We start from the raw sequence: 19,493 nt of genomic DNA on the forward strand, positions 1-19,493 counted from the left end.
TCCCTTGGAAATATCCCTAAAAAAGCAATTGGCCTAAAAGCCGTCAATCCCATGATTTCGCAATTGTTCACTCAATGCCTGGACGTGCGGGTCGTTGAAAAAAGCAGTGAGCTGCGCAGCCCGCCCCGGACCGATGCCTGGCTCAGCTTGCCATTGGTCAGTGGTTCTCGTCGCCAACTGGCTCCATTGGTTGCCGAGATCAACGCTGGCGGTGGGCGGTAGACCGAGTGCTTTGAGCCAGCGATGAAACGGCTGTTGCCGGGCACTCTGAAGACTGGCGAGCAGTTTAGCGCTGCTGCGCTCACCAAAGCCGGGAATGTTAACAAGCTCTGTCGCATCAAGTGTCATCCAGTCGAGCAAGCCATCGATTCGTTTGGCGGCGAGCAGCGAGTTCCAGGTCCCAGGGCCAACACCAGTAAGTGCCAACCCGTTCTTGCCGCTAAGCCAGGCCAATCGGGCTTGAAACTGGCTTTCACAGCCGAGGGTTGGCTGCCAGCAACTCAGGGGGTGATAGTCGGCCGCCAGGGGAACGTTAAGTGCTGCACGATCAGTGTTGCGTGAGACCACGCTGTCCAGGCGCGGAATGGTTAATCCCGCGAGGCTGATCGAGATTTGATCGCCGGGGCGTATGTCCATTTGCTTCCAGCGTTGCAGTGAGCCGATGCTGATGCGTTTGATCTGTCGGTCGTCCAGCTTGACGGGTTCGAGGTCCAGCACGGGGGTAATTCGACCGCTTCGTCCGATAGTGAAATTAACCTTACGCACTTGCGCCAAGGCTTGAGCATAGGGATATTTCCAGGCTGCGATCCAGTAAGGCGCCTTGGCCTGCCAGCGTTGTGCGGGTGGCCGATGACTTTGGCGCATCACTACACCATCGCTGGCGAACGGCAGTGCCGTGCGGTACCAATGCTCGCGCCAGGCTTTTGCTTGGTCAAAATTGTTCAGCGGCTGGCTAAAGGCTGCACTGTCGCCCAAACCCATGGCGGTTAGTCCGGCCAATCGGTCGGGCAACGACGCGGGGCCGTTTGGCCAATCCCAAACGAACAGGCCCACATTCTGCGCTTCTGCGTCCTTGATGGTGGTGCGCGCCATCAGCCCGGCGACTTTGCTTCGCGCATTCAGGCTGCCAGCCTTGGCTTGCACATGATCGTGCAAACGCCAGTACAACTCGCCTTGCAGCACTACGTCTTTCGGAATCGGTAGATGGTTTGGTATTGCAGGCATCAGCCGTGCGTGTTGGGTCCAGTCCTGCCCCTTGAGTCCATTGCCGCGACTGATCGCTTGCTTGAGTTCGCCTTTCTCATAGATCAGCGTGACCGCCACACCGTCGACTTTTGGCTGAATCCACACATCCTTGCGGTTCATCAGCCAGCTTTGCACGGCGCTTTCGGTGGGCAGCTTATTCAGGCCTGTGTGCGGGATCGGGTGCGTGGTCGGTCCGCCTGCGGTTTTAAGCGGATCGTGATCGGAGGTGGACGCGAGGGTAAAGCACGTTCGCCACCGAGCCAGGCGTGCTTGAGATTGGTCGTAAAGTTCATCGGGTACCAACGAAACGCCAAGGCGGTGATAGCTGTCGTCCCACTGGCGAATCTGTTGCTGCAGGGTGGAAATCTCGTTTTCGGCTTTGGTGGCGGCCCAGTCCGGGCAAGGAGTGGCGTTGGCGGTCAGGCAGGTGAGGGTGAGCAGGCAGCCGGCAAATAAACGCAGCATCGAAGCATCCTTGCTTAAAAGGGTGCTGGGGAGGCTAGCTGCTGGGGCTCAGTGGTGGGGGTTTGAGTGGTTACGGGGTTTTACGGAGAAATCTTTTGCGCACCCTAAACATCATCAGGCCACACAGATGAAGTCATGTCCCAGACACAAAAAAGCCCCAGCCAACTCGCGTCGACTGGGGCTTTTTATCGAGTATTACAAACCGGCAGCCGCGCGCAGGGCGTCAGCGCGGTCGGTTTTTTCCCAAGTGAACGTGGTGAACGTGTCGTTGCCCACGGTTTTGGTTTCCGGCGTGCGACCAAAGTGGCCGTACGCTGCGGTTTCCTGATACATCGGGTGCAGCAGGTCGAGCATGGTGGTGATCGCGTAAGGGCGCAGGTCGAAATGCTCGCGGACCAGTTTAACGATCTTGTCGTCGCTGATCTTGCCGGTGCCGAAGGTGTTCAACGAGATCGACGTCGGTTGAGCAACACCAATGGCGTAGGAAACCTGAATCTCGCAACGCTCGGCCAAACCACCCGCAACGATATTCTTCGCTACATAACGGCCCGCATAGGCTGCCGAACGGTCAACCTTGGATGGGTCCTTACCGGAGAATGCGCCGCCGCCGTGACGGGCCATGCCGCCGTAGCTGTCGACGATGATCTTGCGACCGGTCAGACCGCAGTCACCCACTGGTCCGCCAATGATGAACTGGCCAGTCGGGTTGATGTGGTACTGGGTGTCTTTGTGTAGCAGGTGAGCAGGCAGCGCGTGCTTGACGATCAGTTCCATCACGCCTTCGCGCAGATCGGCGTAGGACACTTCTGGGTTGTGCTGAGTCGACAGTACTACCGCGTCAATCCCGACCACGATGCCGTTTTCATAGCGGCAGGTAACCTGGGATTTGGCGTCCGGGCGCAGCCAAGGCAGTAGGCCAGATTTACGGGCTTCGGCCTGGCGCTTGACCAATTGGTGCGAAAACGCGATGGGCGCAGGCATCAGCTCGTCGGTTTCGTTGCTGGCATAGCCAAACATCAGGCCCTGGTCGCCAGCGCCCTGATCTTCTGGCTTGGCACGGTCAACGCCTTGGTTGATGTCAGGAGACTGCTTGCCAATGATGTTCATCACGCCGCACGTCGCGCCGTCGAAGCCGACATCGGAGCTGTTATAGCCGATATCGAGAATCACGTTGCGGACGATGTCTTCGAGGTCGACCCAAGCAGAAGTGGTCACTTCACCAGCAATGATCGCTACGCCGGTTTTCACCAGTGTCTCGCAGGCCACGCGGGCAAACTTGTCTTCGGCAATAATGGCGTCCAGAACCGCATCGGAGATCTGGTCAGCAATTTTGTCCGGATGCCCTTCAGACACGGATTCGGAGGTGAAAAGGGAGTATTCGCTCATCTCGACGGATTTCCTGAATTGTACCGATTGTGAGTGTTTCCAGTCGGTCGCTGAAAGTGGCGAACCTGAATCTGGAAACCATTACGTAGGCCTACATAGAGGCTTTCCCCGGGAACCAGTCCCGCAGCGATGGCCCAACGGGCCAGATCATCCTGTTCAAAGCCCAACCAGAGATCGCCGCAGGCCTCCTTGGCCCAACTCTGGTTGTGGCTACACAACTCTGTCACTAACAAGCTACCGCCTGGTTTCACCAGATGGGCCAATTGTTTAAGGGCTTCGGCTGGCGCGGCGAAATGGTGAAGTACCATATTCAGTACCACGCAATCGGCGCGAACATCGGCGTTGCCCAAGGCGTCGGCCAGCTGTAACTCGACATTGCCCAGTGCCTCGCGCTCGCACACTTGACGGGCCAGCTCCAGCATCGCCGGACTGTTATCCAGTGCGGTGACATGGCGAAAACGCCGCGCCAGCTCGGGCAAGAATCCGCCGTCACCGGGACCGACTTCAACCGCGGTGGCATCGCTGCCAAAGCTGAGTTTGTCCAACAGAGACAACAGGCTGTCGCGGTACTGAGGCAAGCCGGCAATCAAGTCCTGCTGGGCGCGAAACTTTTCTGCGACCCGGGCAAAGAAATCCTGACTGGCGGCGGCGCGTTGTCGGTGCACCAAACTGATACGCGCCTGGACTTCGCCCGGCAAGGTCAAATCGTCAGCTTCGTCGAGCAACGCCGCGTGCAACCTGCCGCCCGGGAGACCGATGTGGGGCAGGGCGCGGCGGTAGTAAATCGCATTGCCTTCGCGGCGCGTGGCCACCAGCTCCGCTTGAGACAGCACCTTTAAATGGTGGCTCATGCCGGATTGGCCGATGGCAAAAATTTGCGCCAGCTCCAGAACACCGAATGAATCGTTGGCCAGGGCTCGCAGCACATTGAGTCGCAGCGGATCGCCCCCGGCTTTGCACAAGGCGGCCAGGTCGTCACTGTATTCATGGCGAATGGCAGGCACGCGTAAGTTCATAGGGCTGGCAGTCTAGAGAGCGACCGTTCAGCTCGCAAGTGCTATATCAAAAAGTTTTGATATTGGTCGATAGAAGGCGATTCACGACTAGCCTTTCGCCACGCCGCGCCTTTAGAGAGCCGCGAAGCCCGACAGAAGGGCTGAATTACAGGAAAAGCACGTTCTGTCATTGCCCCCAGGCAGTGCGTGAGGGAAAATGCTCACCTTTTTCCGATCCCATTCTTTTCAGCCCCAGGAGATCAGCGATGCCCAGCCGTCGTGAGCGTGCCAATGCCATTCGTGCCCTAAGCATGGATGCCGTGCAAAAAGCCAACAGCGGCCATCCCGGTGCCCCTATGGGCATGGCGGATATCGCCGAAGTGCTTTGGCGTGACTTCCTCAAGCACAACCCGAGCAACCCGTCGTTCGCCGACCGTGACCGCTTCATCATGTCCAACGGCCACGGTTCGATGCTGGTTTACTCGCTGCTGCACCTGACCGGTTATGACCTCTCGATTGATGACCTGAAGAATTTCCGTCAACTGCACAGCCGTACACCGGGCCATCCGGAATATGGCTACACCCCTGGCGTTGAAACCACCACCGGTCCACTGGGCCAAGGTCTGGCTAACGCCGTTGGTTTTGCCCTCGCCGAAAAAGTGCTGGCCGAACAGTTCAACCGTCCGGGCCACGACATCGTTGATCACCACACCTACGTGTTCTTGGGTGATGGCTGCATGATGGAAGGTATTTCCCACGAAGTCAGCTCGTTGGCCGGTACCTTGGGCCTGGGCAAGCTGATCGCGTTCTACGATGACAACGGCATCTCGATTGATGGCGAAGTTGAAGGCTGGTTCACCGACGACACGCCAAAGCGTTTCGAAGCCTACAACTGGCAAGTGATCCGTAACGTCGACGGTCACGATGCTGATGAAATCAAGATCGCTATCGAAACCGCTCGTAAAAGCGCTCAGCCAACGCTGATCTGCTGCAAGACCACCATCGGTTTCGGTTCGCCAAACAAGCAAGGCAAGGAAGATTGCCACGGTGCTCCACTGGGTGCCGAAGAAATCGCCTTGACCCGCGCCGCGCTGAAATGGAACTACGGTCCTTTCGAAATTCCGGCTGAAATCTATGCCGAATGGAGCGCCAAGGAATCCGGCTTGGCGGTTGAAGCCGAGTGGGATCAGCGGTTCGCTGCCTATGCTGGCGCCTTCCCTGAATTGGCCAATGAACTGATTCGTCGCATGAGCGGTGAGTTGCCGGCTGATTTTGCCGAGAAGTCCGCTGCTTACATCGCTGAAGTCAACGCCAAGGGCGAGACCATCGCCAGCCGTAAAGCCAGCCAGAATGCATTGAACGCGCTGGGCCCGTTGCTGCCTGAGTTCCTCGGCGGTTCGGCTGACCTGGCCGGTTCCAACCTGACCATCTGGAAAGGCTGCAAGAGCATCACCGGCGAAGACGCCAACGGTAACTACCTGCATTACGGCGTACGCGAGTTCGGCATGGGCGCCATGATGAACGGCATCGCGCTGCACGGCGGTTTCGTTCCATACGGCGCTACTTTCCTGATCTTCATGGAATACGCCCGTAACGCGGTGCGTATGTCGTCGTTAATGAAGAAGCGAGTGATCTACGTGTTCACCCACGACTCTATCGGTCTGGGCGAAGACGGCCCGACGCACCAGCCAATCGAGCAACTGACCAGCCTGCGCACCACGCCAAACCTCGACACTTGGCGCCCAGCCGATGCCGTTGAAACGGCAGTGGCCTGGAAATACGCCATTGAGCGTAACGACGGGCCATCGGCGATGATCTTCTCCCGTCAGAATCTGACGCACCAATCCCGCGATGCAACCCAGCTTGAAGACATCAAGAAGGGCGGTTACGTGCTGCGCGATTGCGTCGGCGAGCCGGAATTGATCTTGATTGCCACCGGTTCTGAAGTGGGTCTGGCGGTGGAGGCTTACGATCAACTGTCTGCCCAAGGTCGCAACGTGCGCGTGGTTTCCATGCCGTGCACCAGCGTCTTCGAAGCTCAGGACGCCATGTACAAACAAGCCGTGCTGCCGCTGCAAGTCAGCGCGCGTATCGCCATCGAAGCGGCTCACGCGGACTACTGGTACAAATACGTGGGCTTGGAAGGCCGTGTCATCGGCATGACCACCTTCGGCGAGTCGGCGCCCGCGCCAGCCTTGTTCGAGGAGTTCGGCTTCACCTTGGAAAACATCCTGGGCACGGCTGAAGAGCTGCTGGAAGACTAAACACGGTCTTACGGCATCGCCACACACCTGTGGGAGCAGGCTTGCCTGCGAATAGCTTGATGCGATACACCCAGATTTATCGCGTCGTCTAATTCGCAGGCAAGCCTGCTCCCACAGGTCCAATACCCGCCTGCGAGAATCCCCATGCCTCAGCCACAACCACGCCTCTACAAAGTTGCTCTCAACGGCTACGGTCGCATCGGTCGCTGTGTCTTGCGTGCGCTGTGTGAGCGAGGGGCGAAGGCTGGGTTTCAAGTGGTTGCCATCAACGACCTGGCCGACATGGCCAGTCTCGAATACCTCACGCGCTTCGATTCCACCCACGGCCGCTTTCCAGGCGAAGTGCGGGTCGAAGGCGATCGCCTGCACATCAACGATCACCGCATCAAAGTCCTGCGCAGCGCGATTCCGGAAGGCATCGACTGGGCCGGGCTGGGCGTTGATCTGGTGCTTGAATGCTCGGGCGCGTTTCACACGCGCGCCGATGGTCAGCGTTTTCTCGATGCCGGTGCGCCCCGCGTGCTGTTCTCACAGCCGATGGCCAGCGAAGCGGATGTCGACGCCACCATCGTCTACGGCATCAATCAGCAAAAACTGACCGGCAATGAATTGCTGGTGTCTGCGGCCTCCTGCACCACCAATTGCAGCGTGCCCTTGCTGCGCTTACTGGATGAGGCCCTCGGGCTGGAATACATCACGATCACCACGATTCATTCGGCGATGAATGACCAGCCAGTGATCGACGCCTATCACCACGAAGACCTGCGGCGCACGCGGTCGGCGTTTCAGTCGATTATCCCGGTGTCCACTGGTCTGGCGCGCGGCATCGAACGGCTGCTGCCGGAACTTGCCGGGCGAATTCAGGCCAAAGCTGTGCGTGTGCCGACCGTTAACGTCTCGTGCCTCGATATAACGATGCAAGTCGCGCGTGATACCGATGCCACCGAGATCAACCGGATCCTGCGCGAGGCCGCTACCAGCGGCCCGCTTAAAGGGCTGGTGGCGTACACCGAACTGCCGCATGCCAGTTGTGATTTTAACCATGACCCCCATTCGGCCATTGTCGATGCCAGCCAGACCCGCGTTTCCGGCCCCCGGCTGGTGAATTTGCTGGCTTGGTTCGATAACGAATGGGGTTTTGCCAATCGAATGCTCGACGTTGCGGATCACTATCTGAGCGCTGTGCATCACCCACAATAAAACAGGGATTGCCTCATGACCGTGTTGAAAATGACCGACCTCGACCTGCAAGGTAAGCGTGTACTGATCCGCGAAGACCTCAATGTCCCGGTGAAAGACGGCGCGGTAACCAGTGACGCGCGAATCGTGGCTTCTCTGCCGACCATCAAGTTGGCGCTGGAGAAGGGCGCCGCCGTCATGGTCTGCTCGCACCTGGGTCGTCCAACCGAAGGCGAATTTTCGGCTGAAAACAGTCTTAAGCCTGTCGCTGATTACCTGAGCAAAGCCTTGGGCCGTGAAGTACCGTTGGTGGCTGACTATCTGGACGGTTTCGAGATCAAGGCCGGCGACATCGTGCTGTTCGAAAACGTGCGCTTTAACAAGGGTGAGAAGAAAAACACCGACGAGCTGGCGCGCAAATACGCGGCCTTGTGCGATGTGTTCGTGATGGACGCTTTTGGCACCGCGCACCGCGCCGAAGGTTCGACCCACGGCGTCGCGAAGTTTGCCAAAGTGGCAGCGGCCGGTCCGTTGTTGGCCGCCGAGCTGGATGCCTTGGGCAAAGCCCTGAGCGCCCCGGCCCAACCAATGGCGGCCATTGTTGCCGGCTCCAAAGTCTCCACCAAGCTTGATGTGCTCAACAGCCTCAGCGCGATCTGCAATCAGCTGATCGTCGGTGGCGGGATTGCTAACACCTTCCTTGCGGCTGCCGGTTACAACGTGGGCAAATCGCTGTACGAGCCCGACTTGTTGGACACTGCGCGTGCCATTGCTGCCAAGGTCAGCGTGCCGTTGCCCACCGATGTAGTGGTCGCCAAGCAGTTCGCAGAAAGCGCAGTGGCAACGGTGAAACCGGTGGGCGAAGTCGCCGATGACGACATGATTCTCGACATTGGGCCGCAAACTGCCGCGCACTTTGCCGAGCTGTTGAAGACATCCAAGACTATTCTGTGGAACGGCCCAGTGGGCGTGTTCGAGTTCGATCAGTTCGGTGAAGGCACCAAAACCCTGGCCAAGGCCATTGCTGAAAGTTCGGCATTCTCCATCGCTGGCGGCGGTGACACGTTGGCGGCCATCGATAAATACGGCATAGCAGATCAAATCTCCTACATTTCTACCGGTGGTGGCGCGTTCCTTGAGTTTGTAGAAGGTAAAGTGCTGCCCGCCGTTGAAATGTTGGAGCAACGTGCCAAGGGCTGAAAAAATCAGCGTTGGTAGAGGGGAGCAACATGGTCAGGGGTTTACCGCTGTTTATCATCACCGGCCTAATGGTCGGCTGTGCCAGCGCACCGGAGGCCGATGAGGTTCCTGTTGCGCCTAAAGTGTTGCACATGAGTTGTTACCAGGCTGGCTGGCAAGCGGAAACGGTGCCGATCATTTACACACGTGGCGGTCAGGAAGCGCTGGACAAATACGACGCTGCGCCTAGAGGAACGGAGACAGGATGTCGTTAAAGACCCGTTTTTACGGGTTTGACGGCGGGGTTAGCAACGTTGGTGATTGGCGGTGGTCTTTGTAGGAGTGATTGCTTTTTAGAAGAAGGAGTTTCGCCATGAAAGTTGCTGTCATCACGCTGTTCGGTTGTATGGTATTGGCCGGTTGTAGCGGTTCGGGCTCGCACTCACGGGCCTGCGAGGTCTTAGTGCCCGCGCAGGTTACCGTCCCCACGACCCAAAATGATCAGCGGGTCGAGGAGCAAGCCACGGGTGAGCCGACCGATGATCGCAATCAAGAACAGAATTGCCCCTGATCGACCGAAGTGACTGGCATTTGTCAGGCTTCATGGGGCGACCAGGAGATGGAATGAAAGGCCTTATCGCCCTCGCGACACTTGCAGCACTTGGCGGTTGCGCCAGCATGAACCCGAAAGCGCCTGAATCGGACACCTGGACCAATTGGGTGTGTGACAGCAAGGCTGCGTTGCTCTGGCATTATGCCGACAGTGCAAAAAGTGAGATTGATCTTCGCCTGCTGGGCAGTGACAAGGTCTATCGTTTAAAGCCTGAGCCGGGCTCTTCAGGTGAGCTATACAGCGATGGAGTGCTGGCGTTTCACATTAAGGGTGATGAAGGCCTGGTTTACTGGGTTGCCACCAATGATTTGATCGGTCGCGGTTGCAAGGCGCTTTAAAGCGCGCCAGTTGCTTGAGGACCGAGTAAGTGCGCTTACGTGTAACATGCGCAAAAAATTGAACCGCAGCCGCCGATCAGGCAGGCCCGCACGAATTAACGACCCTACCGGGAGAGAGACCTAAAATGGCACTTATCAGCATGCGCCAGATGTTGGACCACGCGGCCGAATTCGGCTACGGCGTCCCCGCCTTCAACGTCAACAACCTGGAACAGATGCGCGCCATTATGGAAGCGGCTGACAAGACCAATTCCCCGGTGATCGTTCAGGCTTCGGCCGGCGCGCGTAAATACGCAGGCGCTCCGTTCCTGCGTCATTTGATCCTCGCGGCAATCGAAGAATTCCCGCACATCCCGGTGGTCATGCACCAGGACCACGGCACCAGCCCTGACATCTGCCAACGCTCCATCCAACTGGGCTTCAGCTCGGTAATGATGGACGGCTCACTGGCCGAAGACGGCAAGACCCCGACGGACTATGAGTACAACGTGCGCGTGACTCAGCAAACCGTGGCCATGGCTCACGCCTGTGGTGTTTCGGTTGAAGGCGAGTTGGGTTGCCTGGGTTCTCTGGAAACCGGCATGGCGGGCGAAGAAGACGGCGTTGGCGCAGAAGGCGTGCTTGATCACAGCCAACTGCTGACCGACCCGGAAGAAGCGGCTGACTTCGTGAAGAAGACCCAGGTCGATGCCCTGGCCATCGCCATCGGTACCAGCCACGGCGCATACAAGTTCACCAAACCGCCTACCGGCGACACCTTGGCGATTGATCGGATCAAGGCGATTCACGCGCGTATTCCGAACACTCACCTGGTCATGCACGGTTCGTCTTCAGTGCCGCAAGAGTGGCTGAAAATCATCAACGAATACGGCGGCGACATCAAAGAGACCTACGGCGTACCGGTTGAAGAAATCGTCGAAGGCATCAAATACGGCGTGCGCAAGGTCAACATCGACACCGACCTGCGTTTGGCCTCCACCGGCGCGATCCGTCGTTTGATGGCCACCAACCCGAGCGAATTTGACCCGCGTAAATTCTTCGGCGCGACCATCATTGCCATGCGCGACATCTGCATCGCCCGTTACGAAGCGTTCGGCACCGCTGGCAACGCCTCGAAAATCAAGCCCATCTCGCTGGAAAAGATGTACCAGCGTTACGCGGCTGGTGAGTTGAAGGCCAAGGTCAACTGAGTTCTGGTTGATTGAAAAAAAACCCGCAGCGATGCGGGTTTTTTTATGGCTCTTACAGGGCAATTAAGCGGGAAGGGCGATGACCCGGCCGATCCAGATCGGCGTTGGCAAGTCCTTCTGTTCTTCGGCCATGGCGTGCAGGGTCTTGAGCGCTGATTCGCTGAAAGGCGCCGAACGTGGCCCCGCCAATTCCACGTGCAATAGCATTTGTTCGTTGGCGGCCAACGCATCGTCACTGCCGGGTTTGTGCAGGCTGTGATAAAGGTGCACGCGCTTACGGTCGTGACCGACGATTTGCGTGCGGACTTCGACCTCTTCCCCGAGCTTTACCTCGTGCAGATAATTCAGATGGCACTCAAGCGTGAATAACGAGTGGCCGCTGTTTGCTCGGTTATCGCTGTCCAGACCCAAATGATCCATGAAGGCATCGGTGGCGTAGCTGAAGATCAACAGATAAAACGCATCACGCAGATGCCCGTTGTAATCGACCCAATCGGCGAGGATCGGGGTTTTGTAGGTGGTGAGTGTCGGCATGGTTCAAATCCCATCAGTCTGGAACAGGACACAAAACCTGTGGGAGCAGGCTTGCCTGCGACGGCTGACTCGATGGAGCCTGATCCACCGCCTTCGTCGGCAAGCCGACTCCCACAGGGTTAGTGCAATGTCGGATGATTTATCCCGGTCTGCATTAGTCGCTGAACGCCATCCCGTGCTTGGCTTTGGTGGCTTTCACCGCTTCTAGCACCGCCATTAGGCAATCATCGCGGTAGCGTTCAAGGGCTGCGATGCTGTGGTCGCCAAGCTGTTCGGTGGTGCCGTCGACCACATCGTCGATCAGCTTGTCGGTCAGTTCCGGTGCGGGCAAATAGGTCCACGGCAGTTTCAACGCCGGACCGAATTGAGCCATGAAGTGCCGCATCCCTGCATCGCCGCCTGCGAGTGTGTAGGTCAGGAACGTACCCATGAACGACCAGCGCAGACCGGCTCCAAACCGGATTGCATCATCGATCTCGCCAGTGGTGGCGACGCCATCGTTAACCAGGTGCAAGGCTTCACGCCACAGCGCTTCCAATAAACGGTCGGCAATGAAGCCGGGCACTTCTTTGCGCACGTGCAGCGGGCGCATGCCCAAGGATTTATAAACCGTGATGGCAGCTTGCACTGCTTCAGGCGACGTATGTTTGCCGCCGACTACTTCAACCAACGGTAGCAGGTAAACCGGGTTGAACGGATGACCGACGACGCAGCGCTCGGGGTGAGTAGCGCCTTCGTAGAAATCGCTCGGCAGCAGGCCGGAGGTACTAGAGCCGATCAAGGCGTTGGGTTTGGCTGCGGCACTGATTTTGGCGTGCAGCTCAAGTTTCAGGTCCAGACGTTCAGGCGCGCTTTCTTGAATGAAGTCGGCATCACGAACGCACGCTTCGATGGTCGCGACAAAGCGCAGACGGTCTTGCGAAGCGCCTTGTGCCAAGCCATTTTTCTCCAACGCGGGCCAGGCATTGGCCACGCGCTTACGCAATGCGGCTTCTGCGCCCGGCGCCGGGTCCCAAGCCACAACGTCCAAGCCGTGGGCCAATGCCCGGGAAACCCAGCCGCTGCCGATAACGCCACTGCCAAGGGCGGCAAAGGTTTTGATGTCGGTGATAAAAGTCATCGTCATGTTCCTGAAAGAATTCTGTATTCGAATGGTGAACATCCTGTGGGACCGAATTCATTCGGGAATCGGTTTTGCGGCACTGAAGATGCTGAACGTGCCGACCTATTCGCGAATGAATTCGCTCCCGCAGTGGGTCTGAGTCGTTATCGAAATAATCAGCCGCGCTTGGTCAGGCCCATTTTGACGCGGCCTTGCGCCGGGGTCATGACCCGGGCGCCCAGGCGGCTGAGGATTTCGGATGCGCGCTCAACCAATGCGCCGTTGCTGGCCAGTACGCCGCGATCCAACCAGATATTGTCTTCCAGGCCGACCCGTACGTTGCCGCCGAGCAACACCGCTTGGGCCGCCATCGGCATTTGCATGCGGCCAATCCCAAAGCCTGCCCACACGGCGTTTTCCGGCAAGTTATCGACCATGGCTTTCATGGTGGTGGTGTCGGCCGGTGCGCCCCATGGGATGCCTAGGCACAGCTGGAACAGCGGGTTATCCAGCAGACCTTCCTTGATCATCTGCTTGGCGAACCACAGGTGACCGGTGTCGAAAATTTCCAGCTCGGCTTTCACGCCCAGCTCTTGAATGCGTTTGGCGCCAGCGCGTAATTGGGCTGGGGTGGAGACGTAAATCGTGTCGCCATCGCCGAAGTTAAGGGTGCCGCAATCGAGGGTGCAAATTTCCGGTAGCAGCGCTTCAACGTGCGCCAGACGGGCTAGGGGACCAATCAAATCGGTGTTCGGGCCAAACTCCATCGGGTTTTCGCCAGCGCCGATTTCCAGGTCGCCGCCCATGCCCGCCGTGAGGTTGACGATGATGTCGATGTCGGCTTCGCGAATGCGCTCCATCACTTCGCGGTACAGCGCTACGTCGCGGCTGAACTTGCCGGTTTCCGGGTCGCGCACATGGCAATGAACCACGGTTGCACCGGCTTTGGCGGCTTCAACTGCAGCGGCAGCGATTTGTTTCGGGGTGATCGGGACAAGGTGGCTTCTCCCGGTCGTGTCGCCAGCACCGGTGAGTGCGCAGGTGATGATGACGTCATGGTTCATCTGAGAGTTCCTTACAGGCGGTTTTAAAAGTTTGAGGATGTTATTGCCCGATCCGCAGCCACCAAGGCGGCTGCGGTTCGGTAAAACAGGATCAGATCAAGGGTTGCTGGTCAGTTGCACATTGGCGGCAGCGTCTTTGCCGTCAAAAGTGGTCACCCCGGCGAGCCAGCGTTGCAGGTCTTGTGGGTGATCTTTGAGCCACTGTTTGGCCGACGCTGTGGCGTCTTTGTGGTCGAGTAGCGGTTGCATCATCCGGCTCTCGTCTTCGGCGGTGAACGTCAGATTAGTCAGCAGTTTGTTGACGTTCGGGCAGCGTTGGGCGTAGTCCGGCGCGGTCACGGTCCAGACCTTGGCTTCGCCTTCGTTCGGGCCTAATGCGTTTTCGCTACCGGTCAGGTAGGTCATCTTCTGGTTAACGTTCATTGGGTGCGGCGCCCAGCCGAAGAAGACAATAGCTTCGTTGCGGTTCACCGCGCGGGTGACCGCTGACAGCATTCCCGCTTCGCCTGATTCAACCAGCTGGAAGTCACCAAGCCCGAATTGGTTCTTGGCGATCATTTCCTTGATCTGGGTGTTGGCGCCTGAACCGGGCTCAATCCCGTAGATTTTTCCGCCCAGCTCTTTCTTGAATTTAGCGATGTCGGCGAAGGTTTTCAGGCCCTTGTCGGCCAAATAAGTCGGCACCGCCAATGTAGCGCGGGCGTCTTTAAGGCTCGGTGAAGGCAGTACGCGGATTTGATTAGCTTTCACAAACGGGCTAATGGTCTGGTTCATTATCGGGTCCCAGTAGCCCAGGAACATGTCCAGACGCTGGTCGCGGATACCGGCAAAAATGATTTGTTGTGAGGCGCTGGTCTGCTTGGTCTTGTAGCCCAGGCCGTCGAGCAACACTTGGGTCATGTTGCTGGTGGCCATGACGTCGGTCCAGTTAACCACCCCAAGACGTACGTTTTGGCATTCGGGCGCATCTGCTGCAAGGGCACTGCCGGCGATGAAGGTGCTGCTAGTGAGCGCCAGCAAACAGGTGCTGATCAGTCGTTTCATTGTGGTTTTCCTCGGCAGATTGTTGTTATAGGGATGGCCCGGCGTCTTTGCGCGCAGTGAGGCCACGTTACGCAGCCATGGCCCCGCAAAAACGCACAGCAGCGACTCACTCTTGCACAGCAGCGACCTGTCCTCTTGCTGTCCTGAGCCAACGGGCGTATGTGGTATTTACGCTGCCCCGATGAGTGCGCCCGATGTCACAGGATTACTACTTTTTGCTCATGCCCGGATTCTCGATCATGGGCTTTGTTTCGGCCGTTGAACCGCTGCGGGTGGCCAATCGTTTTGGTGGCGAGTTGTACCGCTGGCATGTGCTGAGCATCGATGGCGGAGCGGTGATCGCAAGCAACGGCATGTCGGTCAACGCCGACGCTGCGCTTGAACCGCTGAAAAAGGGCGCAACGCTCTGGGTGGTCGCAGGGTTCGAACCGCTGCAGTGTTGTACGCCCGCGTTGGAACACTGGCTGCGCCGACTCGATCACGACGGCGTGAGTTTGGGCGCCATCGACACCGGCAGTTTTGTCCTGGCCCAAGCGGGGCTGCTTGACGGCCATCGCCTGACCCTGCATTGGGAGGCGTTGGACGCGTTCAAAGAATCGTATCCACAGCTGGTGGTGACTCAGGAATTGTTCGAAGTCGACCGGCGCCGCATTACTTCGGCGGGCGGCACAGCGTCCATCGACATGATGCTCGACCTCATTGGCCAAGCCCACGGGCCGGAGCTGGCGATCAAAGTGTCAGAACAATTCGTGCTCGGCCGCATTCGCCCGCGCAAAGACCACCAACGCATGCAGATCGCGACGCGCTTCGGCGTCAATAACAAGAAGCTGGTGCAGGTCATCGGTGAAATGGAAACTCACACTGAACCGCCGCTCAGCACCTTGCAGTTGGCCGAAGGGATTCAAGTCACCCGTCGGCAGTTGGAGCGGTTGTTCCGGCTGCATTTGAACGACACGCCAAGCAACTTCTACCTCGGCCTGCGCCTGGAAAAAGCCCGCCAACTGCTACGCCAGACCAACATGAGCGTGCTAGAAATCAGCATCGCCTGCGGCTTCGAATCGCCGTCTTATTTTACCCGCAGCTATAAAGGGCGGTTTGTAAGGTGTCCGCGAGAGGATCGGCAGCGGTTGAAGGCTTAGCGAAAAATTAGAAGCGGTTGGACAGCGATTTATAATCAATCACAGGTTTAACTATAAATTACAGTCGTAAGATAATCGGATTTAGGCAGTGAACCCATCCATCGGCTTCAGGTTTCGTCGCCTCGCCTTATTTGCCTTATTTGCCTTAGCGTTGGCCCGCTAAGCACTCCAGCATCGCGCCGTGCCAATCGGGCATCGATACCTGCCATTCACGCTGTAAAAGGCTGCAATCGAGGCGAGAGTTTTGGGGGCGCTGGGCGGGGGTTGGATACGCGCTAGTGGGAATCGGTTCCAGCGTTGCGCACGGTTTGCCTTGCGCGATTAACTGCTCGCCAATCGCTTGGGCAAACCCGAACCAAGACGTTTCGCCAGCCGCTGTCAGGTGATAGGTGCCCCAAGCGCCGGCGTTTCCATCACGCCAACGATCAATCAACAACCGTGTGCTGTGGGCGATGGTGCCCGCCCAAGTCGGTGCACCGATCTGATCGGCCACAACGCGCAGCTCCGCACGCTCTTGCATCAGGCGTTGCATGGTCAGCAGGAAGTTACGTCCGTGCAGCGAATACACCCAGCTGGTGCGCAGGATCAGATGCTCACCACCGACGGCTGCGATGGCGCGCTCACCGACCAGCTTGCTTTTGCCGTAAACGCCCAGCGGATCGGGCACATCCTGTTCGGTATAGGGCGAGGCTTTTTTGCCGTCGAACACGTAGTCAGTGGAGTAGTGAATCAGCGGTATGCCGAGCTTTTTCGCTTCTTCAGCGAAAACGCCGGGGGCGGTGCCGTTGATGGCGAATGCCAGCTCCGGCTCGCTTTCAGCCTGATCGACTGCCGTATGGGCGGCGGCGTTAATGATCAGGTCTGGACGCCAAGCGTTTACCTGCGCGCGGATGGTTTCGGGATGGCCCAAGTCCAACTGATCGCGACCCAAGATCCGCAATTCGCCAAGACCGGCGAGGCTTTTTTGCAATTCACTTGAGACTTGGCCGTGCTGACCACTGATTAGAATTCTTAACGGTTCTAACGAAGACGTATTCATGGGAATACGTCCGCGTCTTTCAGGCTCTTGCCCAATTGATCCTTGGCCGACAAGGTTGGGGCGCTGGAGAGCTTCCAATCAATCCCTAAGTCAGGATCATCCCAACGGATACACCGCTCGCTGCTCGGTTGGTAATAATCAGTGGTTTTGTAAAGGAACTCGGCGTGATCACTTAGCACCACAAACCCATGGGCAAAGCCTTCGGGAATCCAGAGCTGGCGGTTGTTCTCTGCTGAAAGCAGAACCGTCGCCCAGCGTCCGAAGTTAGGCGAGCTGCGGCGTATGTCCACTGCAACGTCGAGCACTTCCCCAGCAGTTACTCGCACCAGTTTTCCTTGGGTGTGCTCTAACTGATAGTGCAGCCCTCGCAGCACGCCTTTTTGCGAGCGTGAATGATTGTCCTGAACGAACTCGGCTTTTACACCCGTGTCTTCTTCGAACGCTCGTGCGTTGAAGCTTTCATAGAAAAAACCGCGCTCGTCACCAAATACCTTTGGTTCAAGAATCAGGACGCCGGGTAACTCAGTGGCGACTACATTCATTGCGGTTCCTCAGCAAGCTTGAACAAGTATTGGCCGTAGCCGGTTTTGCCAAAAGCGTCGGCACGTTCAAGCAAATGTTCGCGGTCTATCCAGCCGTTCTGGTAAGCAATTTCTTCCAGGCAGGCAACCTTGAGACCTTGGCGGTGCTCAATGGTTTGAACATATTGCGAGGCTTCCAGCAGGCTGTCATGGGTGCCGGTATCCAGCCACGCAAAGCCCCGGCCGAAACGCTTGACGCGCAAGTCGCCACGTTCGAGGTAAGCGTTGTTGATGTCGGTGATTTCCAGCTCGCCGCGTGGCGACGGTTTTACCGCTTTGGCAATCTTGATGACGCTGTTGTCATAAAAATACAGACCCGTAACCGCGTAGGCGGATTTAGGGTGTTTCGGTTTCTCTTCGATGGACAGCGCGCGGCCCTGTTCATCGAAATCGACCACACCGAAACGCTCGGGATCTTTGACCCAATAACCGAAGACTGTCGCGCCTTCAGGGTGCTCGGCGGCGCTCTGCAATTGCTCGCTGAAATGCGCGCCGTGGAAGATATTGTCGCCCAAGATCAGGCAAACCGGATCTGTGCCAATGAATTCTTCGCCGATCAAGAAGGCTTGGGCCAAGCCCTCAGGCTTAGGCTGTTCAGCGTAGTGAAAATGCACGCCAAACTGGCTGCCATCACCCAGCAAGTTGCGATACTGCGGTAAGTCCGCCGGGGTAGAAATGACCAGAATTTCGCGGATGCCAGCCAGCATCAGCACCGAAATCGGATAATAGATCATGGGTTTGTCATAAACCGGCAACAGCTGTTTGGATACGCCGAGGGTGATGGGGTGCAGGCGCGTGCCTGAACCTCCTGCCAGTACGATGCCCTTCATCATGCGATTAGATCCTTGAGGTCAGTGAAGCCCAGTCGTTCACCTTGATAGCTGCCGTCTTGAACTCTGCGGCACCATTCTAGGTTATCCAAATACCATTGCACGGTTTTACGCAGACCTGATTCGAAGCTTTCTTCCGGGGTCCAGCCTAGCTCGCGCTCAATCTTTCCGGCGTCGATGGCGTAGCGCATGTCGTGGCCCGGACGGTCGGTCACGTACGTGATCAAGTCAGCGAAATGGGCCACGCCAGCAGGGCGCTCCGGCGCGAGCTCTTCCAGCAGTGCGCAGATGCCACGCACCACATCGATATTTTTCTGCTCATTGTGACCACCAATGTTGTAGGTCTCGCCAACCGCACCTTCGGTCACCACTTTGAACAGTGCACGGGCGTGGTCTTCAACGAACAACCAGTCACGCACTTGCAGGCCATTGCCGTACACCGGCAGCGGTTTTCCGGCCAAGGCGTTGAGGATGACCAGTGGAATCAGCTTTTCTGGAAAATGGAACGGGCCATAGTTGTTGGAGCAGTTGGTAATTACCACTGGCAAGCCATAGGTGCGGTGCCAGGCTCGAACCAAGTGGTCGGACGCCGCTTTACTGGCCGAATAGGGCGAGCTGGGTGCGTAGGGCGTGGTTTCGGTGAACAGATCGTCGACACCGTGCAGGTCGCCGTACACTTCATCGGTGGAAATATGATGGAAGCGAAACGCTGCACGTTCGGCTTCAGATAGTTTGCTCCAGTAAGACCGAGTGGCCTCAAGCAGGCTGTAGGTGCCGACGATGTTGGTCTGAATGAACTCCGACGGACCATCAATAGAACGGTCGACGTGGGATTCAGCTGCCAAATGCATGATTGCATCCGGTTTAAAGCGATTCAGTACAGACAGCACTTTGACTTGGTCAATGATGTCGGCCTGAACGAATTCGTAGCGGGTGTTGGTAACGATGCTTTGCAGCGATTCAAGATTGCCCGCGTAGGTCAGCTTGTCAAAATTGAGCACGTCATGATCAGTGTTCTCGATGAGGTGTCGGATGAGGGCGGAGCCGATGAAGCCGGCGCCTCCGGTAACAAGTATCTTCATGGAATTGCCTTCTTCCTTGGGTAGACGTTAAGCGGATGAAACACAGCTTGTAGACAGCGGGCGGCGTGTGCAAGTGCGATTGATCGAGAAACGCGGGGAAAGTGATGAATATAAATGATGAGGGTGGGCAAATGCGTCATAAAACCGCCGCGTCACGGGCTGTTATTCCTAACATTCTGATTTATCTGGTATGAATTTTATATTCTTCTATCGTGCGCATCGCC

Annotated in this window: 19 protein-coding genes; 8 read left to right on the top strand and 11 right to left on the bottom strand. The window is 57.4% G+C overall.

Features of this window, described 5'->3' with window-relative positions; all coding sequences use genetic code 11:
• Positions 1-33: 33 nt before the first annotated feature.
• From ligB to RHM65_RS07670, 3 genes are all read right to left on the bottom strand, one after another.
• Positions 34-1,710 (bottom strand): NAD-dependent DNA ligase LigB, encoded by a 1,677-nt coding sequence (gene ligB, locus RHM65_RS07660; RefSeq protein WP_322184601.1) that lies wholly within the window; start codon positions 1,708-1,710, stop codon positions 34-36.
• Positions 1,711-1,905: 195 nt separating this feature from the next.
• On the bottom strand, positions 1,906-3,096 hold the full coding sequence (metK, locus tag RHM65_RS07665; protein ID WP_322166533.1) for a methionine adenosyltransferase: 1,191 nt from the start codon (positions 3,094-3,096) through the stop codon (positions 1,906-1,908).
• On the bottom strand, positions 3,093-4,112 hold the full coding sequence (locus RHM65_RS07670; RefSeq protein WP_322166532.1) for a metalloregulator ArsR/SmtB family transcription factor: 1,020 nt from the start codon (positions 4,110-4,112) through the stop codon (positions 3,093-3,095). Before RHM65_RS07670 ends, metK begins: the two co-directional genes overlap by 4 nt.
• Before the next feature lie 245 nt (positions 4,113-4,357).
• Here RHM65_RS07670 and tkt point away from each other — a divergent pair, with 245 nt between their 5' ends.
• The 7 genes from tkt (at position 4,358) to fba (ending at position 10,854) form a co-directional block, all read left to right on the top strand.
• On the top strand, positions 4,358-6,355 hold the full coding sequence (tkt, locus tag RHM65_RS07675; protein ID WP_322184602.1) for a transketolase: 1,998 nt from the start codon (positions 4,358-4,360) through the stop codon (positions 6,353-6,355).
• Between the two features lie 144 nt (positions 6,356-6,499).
• Complete coding sequence (gene epd, locus RHM65_RS07680; RefSeq protein ID WP_322184603.1) at positions 6,500-7,555, top strand: erythrose-4-phosphate dehydrogenase; 1,056 nt, start codon at positions 6,500-6,502, stop codon at positions 7,553-7,555.
• Positions 7,556-7,570: 15 nt separating this feature from the next.
• The gene (locus RHM65_RS07685; RefSeq protein ID WP_322166529.1) at positions 7,571-8,734 is read left to right on the top strand and encodes a phosphoglycerate kinase; all 1,164 of its coding nucleotides are present in this window, start codon (positions 7,571-7,573) and stop codon (positions 8,732-8,734) included.
• A 29-nt stretch (positions 8,735-8,763) separates the two neighbouring features.
• Entirely contained in the window at positions 8,764-8,988 is a 225-nt protein-coding gene (locus tag RHM65_RS07690) for a hypothetical protein (protein ID WP_322166528.1), read from the top strand.
• 98 nt (positions 8,989-9,086) lie between these two features.
• On the top strand, positions 9,087-9,284 hold the full coding sequence (locus RHM65_RS07695) for a hypothetical protein (RefSeq protein ID WP_322166527.1): 198 nt from the start codon (positions 9,087-9,089) through the stop codon (positions 9,282-9,284).
• A 53-nt stretch (positions 9,285-9,337) separates the two neighbouring features.
• Positions 9,338-9,664 carry an MliC family protein gene (locus RHM65_RS07700; protein ID WP_322166526.1) on the top strand — a complete coding sequence of 109 codons (327 nt, stop codon included), beginning with the start codon at positions 9,338-9,340 and terminating at the stop codon, positions 9,662-9,664.
• Between the two features lie 125 nt (positions 9,665-9,789).
• Positions 9,790-10,854 carry a class II fructose-bisphosphate aldolase gene (gene fba, locus RHM65_RS07705; RefSeq protein WP_299828244.1) on the top strand — a complete coding sequence of 355 codons (1,065 nt, stop codon included), beginning with the start codon at positions 9,790-9,792 and terminating at the stop codon, positions 10,852-10,854.
• Between the two features lie 63 nt (positions 10,855-10,917).
• Here fba and RHM65_RS07710 read toward each other — a convergent pair whose 3' ends face one another.
• The 4 genes from RHM65_RS07710 to choX all read right to left on the bottom strand — a co-directional run bounded on the left by RHM65_RS07710 (position 10,918) and on the right by choX (position 14,598).
• Complete coding sequence (locus RHM65_RS07710) at positions 10,918-11,388, bottom strand: thioesterase family protein (RefSeq protein ID WP_322166525.1); 471 nt, start codon at positions 11,386-11,388, stop codon at positions 10,918-10,920.
• A gap of 154 nt (positions 11,389-11,542) precedes the next feature.
• Positions 11,543-12,508 (bottom strand): L-carnitine dehydrogenase, encoded by a 966-nt coding sequence (locus RHM65_RS07715; protein WP_322166524.1) that lies wholly within the window; start codon positions 12,506-12,508, stop codon positions 11,543-11,545.
• Positions 12,509-12,666: 158 nt separating this feature from the next.
• Entirely contained in the window at positions 12,667-13,554 is an 888-nt protein-coding gene (locus tag RHM65_RS07720; protein ID WP_322166523.1) for a 3-keto-5-aminohexanoate cleavage protein, read from the bottom strand.
• Between the two features lie 96 nt (positions 13,555-13,650).
• Positions 13,651-14,598 (bottom strand): choline ABC transporter substrate-binding protein, encoded by a 948-nt coding sequence (choX, locus tag RHM65_RS07725; protein WP_322166522.1) that lies wholly within the window; start codon positions 14,596-14,598, stop codon positions 13,651-13,653.
• A 194-nt stretch (positions 14,599-14,792) separates the two neighbouring features.
• Between choX and RHM65_RS07730 the strand changes: the two genes are divergently transcribed.
• Positions 14,793-15,737, top strand: a complete 945-nt coding sequence (locus tag RHM65_RS07730; protein WP_322184604.1) for a GlxA family transcriptional regulator — start codon at positions 14,793-14,795, stop codon at positions 15,735-15,737.
• 145 nt (positions 15,738-15,882) lie between these two features.
• Here RHM65_RS07730 and rfbD read toward each other — a convergent pair whose 3' ends face one another.
• The 4 genes from rfbD to rfbB are packed head-to-tail and all read right to left on the bottom strand — an operon-like array spanning position 15,883 to position 19,269.
• Complete coding sequence (gene rfbD / locus RHM65_RS07735) at positions 15,883-16,776, bottom strand: dTDP-4-dehydrorhamnose reductase (protein WP_322184605.1); 894 nt, start codon at positions 16,774-16,776, stop codon at positions 15,883-15,885.
• The gene (gene rfbC, locus RHM65_RS07740; protein WP_322166519.1) at positions 16,773-17,318 is read right to left on the bottom strand and encodes a dTDP-4-dehydrorhamnose 3,5-epimerase; all 546 of its coding nucleotides are present in this window, start codon (positions 17,316-17,318) and stop codon (positions 16,773-16,775) included. The genes rfbD and rfbC overlap by 4 nt, the downstream gene beginning before the upstream one ends.
• Entirely contained in the window at positions 17,315-18,190 is an 876-nt protein-coding gene (gene rfbA / locus RHM65_RS07745) for a glucose-1-phosphate thymidylyltransferase RfbA (protein WP_322166518.1), read from the bottom strand. Before rfbA ends, rfbC begins: the two co-directional genes overlap by 4 nt.
• On the bottom strand, positions 18,187-19,269 hold the full coding sequence (gene rfbB / locus RHM65_RS07750) for a dTDP-glucose 4,6-dehydratase (protein WP_322184606.1): 1,083 nt from the start codon (positions 19,267-19,269) through the stop codon (positions 18,187-18,189). The genes rfbA and rfbB overlap by 4 nt, the downstream gene beginning before the upstream one ends.
• Positions 19,270-19,493: the final 224 nt, after the last annotated feature.

It is taken from the genome of Pseudomonas sp. CCI4.2 (genome assembly GCF_034350045.1).
Taxonomy (GTDB): domain Bacteria; phylum Pseudomonadota; class Gammaproteobacteria; order Pseudomonadales; family Pseudomonadaceae; genus Aquipseudomonas.

What these genes read in the sequence shown, in the direction of transcription:
- fba (WP_299828244.1), top strand. Translation starts at nt 9,790, where the DNA reads ATGGCACTTATCAGCATGCGCCAGATGTTGGACCACGCGGCCGAATTC.
- choX (WP_322166522.1), bottom strand. Translation starts at nt 14,598, where the DNA reads ATGAAACGACTGATCAGCACCTGTTTGCTGGCGCTCACTAGCAGCACC.
- RHM65_RS07710 (WP_322166525.1), bottom strand. Translation starts at nt 11,388, where the DNA reads ATGCCGACACTCACCACCTACAAAACCCCGATCCTCGCCGATTGGGTC.
- RHM65_RS07730 (WP_322184604.1), top strand. Translation starts at nt 14,793, where the DNA reads ATGTCACAGGATTACTACTTTTTGCTCATGCCCGGATTCTCGATCATG.
- RHM65_RS07690 (WP_322166528.1), top strand. Translation starts at nt 8,764, where the DNA reads ATGGTCAGGGGTTTACCGCTGTTTATCATCACCGGCCTAATGGTCGGC.
- rfbA (WP_322166518.1), bottom strand. Translation starts at nt 18,190, where the DNA reads ATGATGAAGGGCATCGTACTGGCAGGAGGTTCAGGCACGCGCCTGCAC.
- epd (WP_322184603.1), top strand. Translation starts at nt 6,500, where the DNA reads ATGCCTCAGCCACAACCACGCCTCTACAAAGTTGCTCTCAACGGCTAC.
- rfbC (WP_322166519.1), bottom strand. Translation starts at nt 17,318, where the DNA reads ATGAATGTAGTCGCCACTGAGTTACCCGGCGTCCTGATTCTTGAACCA.
- RHM65_RS07720 (WP_322166523.1), bottom strand. Translation starts at nt 13,554, where the DNA reads ATGAACCATGACGTCATCATCACCTGCGCACTCACCGGTGCTGGCGAC.
- tkt (WP_322184602.1), top strand. Translation starts at nt 4,358, where the DNA reads ATGCCCAGCCGTCGTGAGCGTGCCAATGCCATTCGTGCCCTAAGCATG.
- rfbD (WP_322184605.1), bottom strand. Translation starts at nt 16,776, where the DNA reads ATGAATACGTCTTCGTTAGAACCGTTAAGAATTCTAATCAGTGGTCAG.
- RHM65_RS07695 (WP_322166527.1), top strand. Translation starts at nt 9,087, where the DNA reads ATGAAAGTTGCTGTCATCACGCTGTTCGGTTGTATGGTATTGGCCGGT.
- rfbB (WP_322184606.1), bottom strand. Translation starts at nt 19,269, where the DNA reads ATGAAGATACTTGTTACCGGAGGCGCCGGCTTCATCGGCTCCGCCCTC.
- RHM65_RS07685 (WP_322166529.1), top strand. Translation starts at nt 7,571, where the DNA reads ATGACCGTGTTGAAAATGACCGACCTCGACCTGCAAGGTAAGCGTGTA.
- ligB (WP_322184601.1), bottom strand. Translation starts at nt 1,710, where the DNA reads ATGCTGCGTTTATTTGCCGGCTGCCTGCTCACCCTCACCTGCCTGACC.
- metK (WP_322166533.1), bottom strand. Translation starts at nt 3,096, where the DNA reads ATGAGCGAATACTCCCTTTTCACCTCCGAATCCGTGTCTGAAGGGCAT.
- RHM65_RS07670 (WP_322166532.1), bottom strand. Translation starts at nt 4,112, where the DNA reads ATGAACTTACGCGTGCCTGCCATTCGCCATGAATACAGTGACGACCTG.
- RHM65_RS07700 (WP_322166526.1), top strand. Translation starts at nt 9,338, where the DNA reads ATGAAAGGCCTTATCGCCCTCGCGACACTTGCAGCACTTGGCGGTTGC.
- RHM65_RS07715 (WP_322166524.1), bottom strand. Translation starts at nt 12,508, where the DNA reads ATGACTTTTATCACCGACATCAAAACCTTTGCCGCCCTTGGCAGTGGC.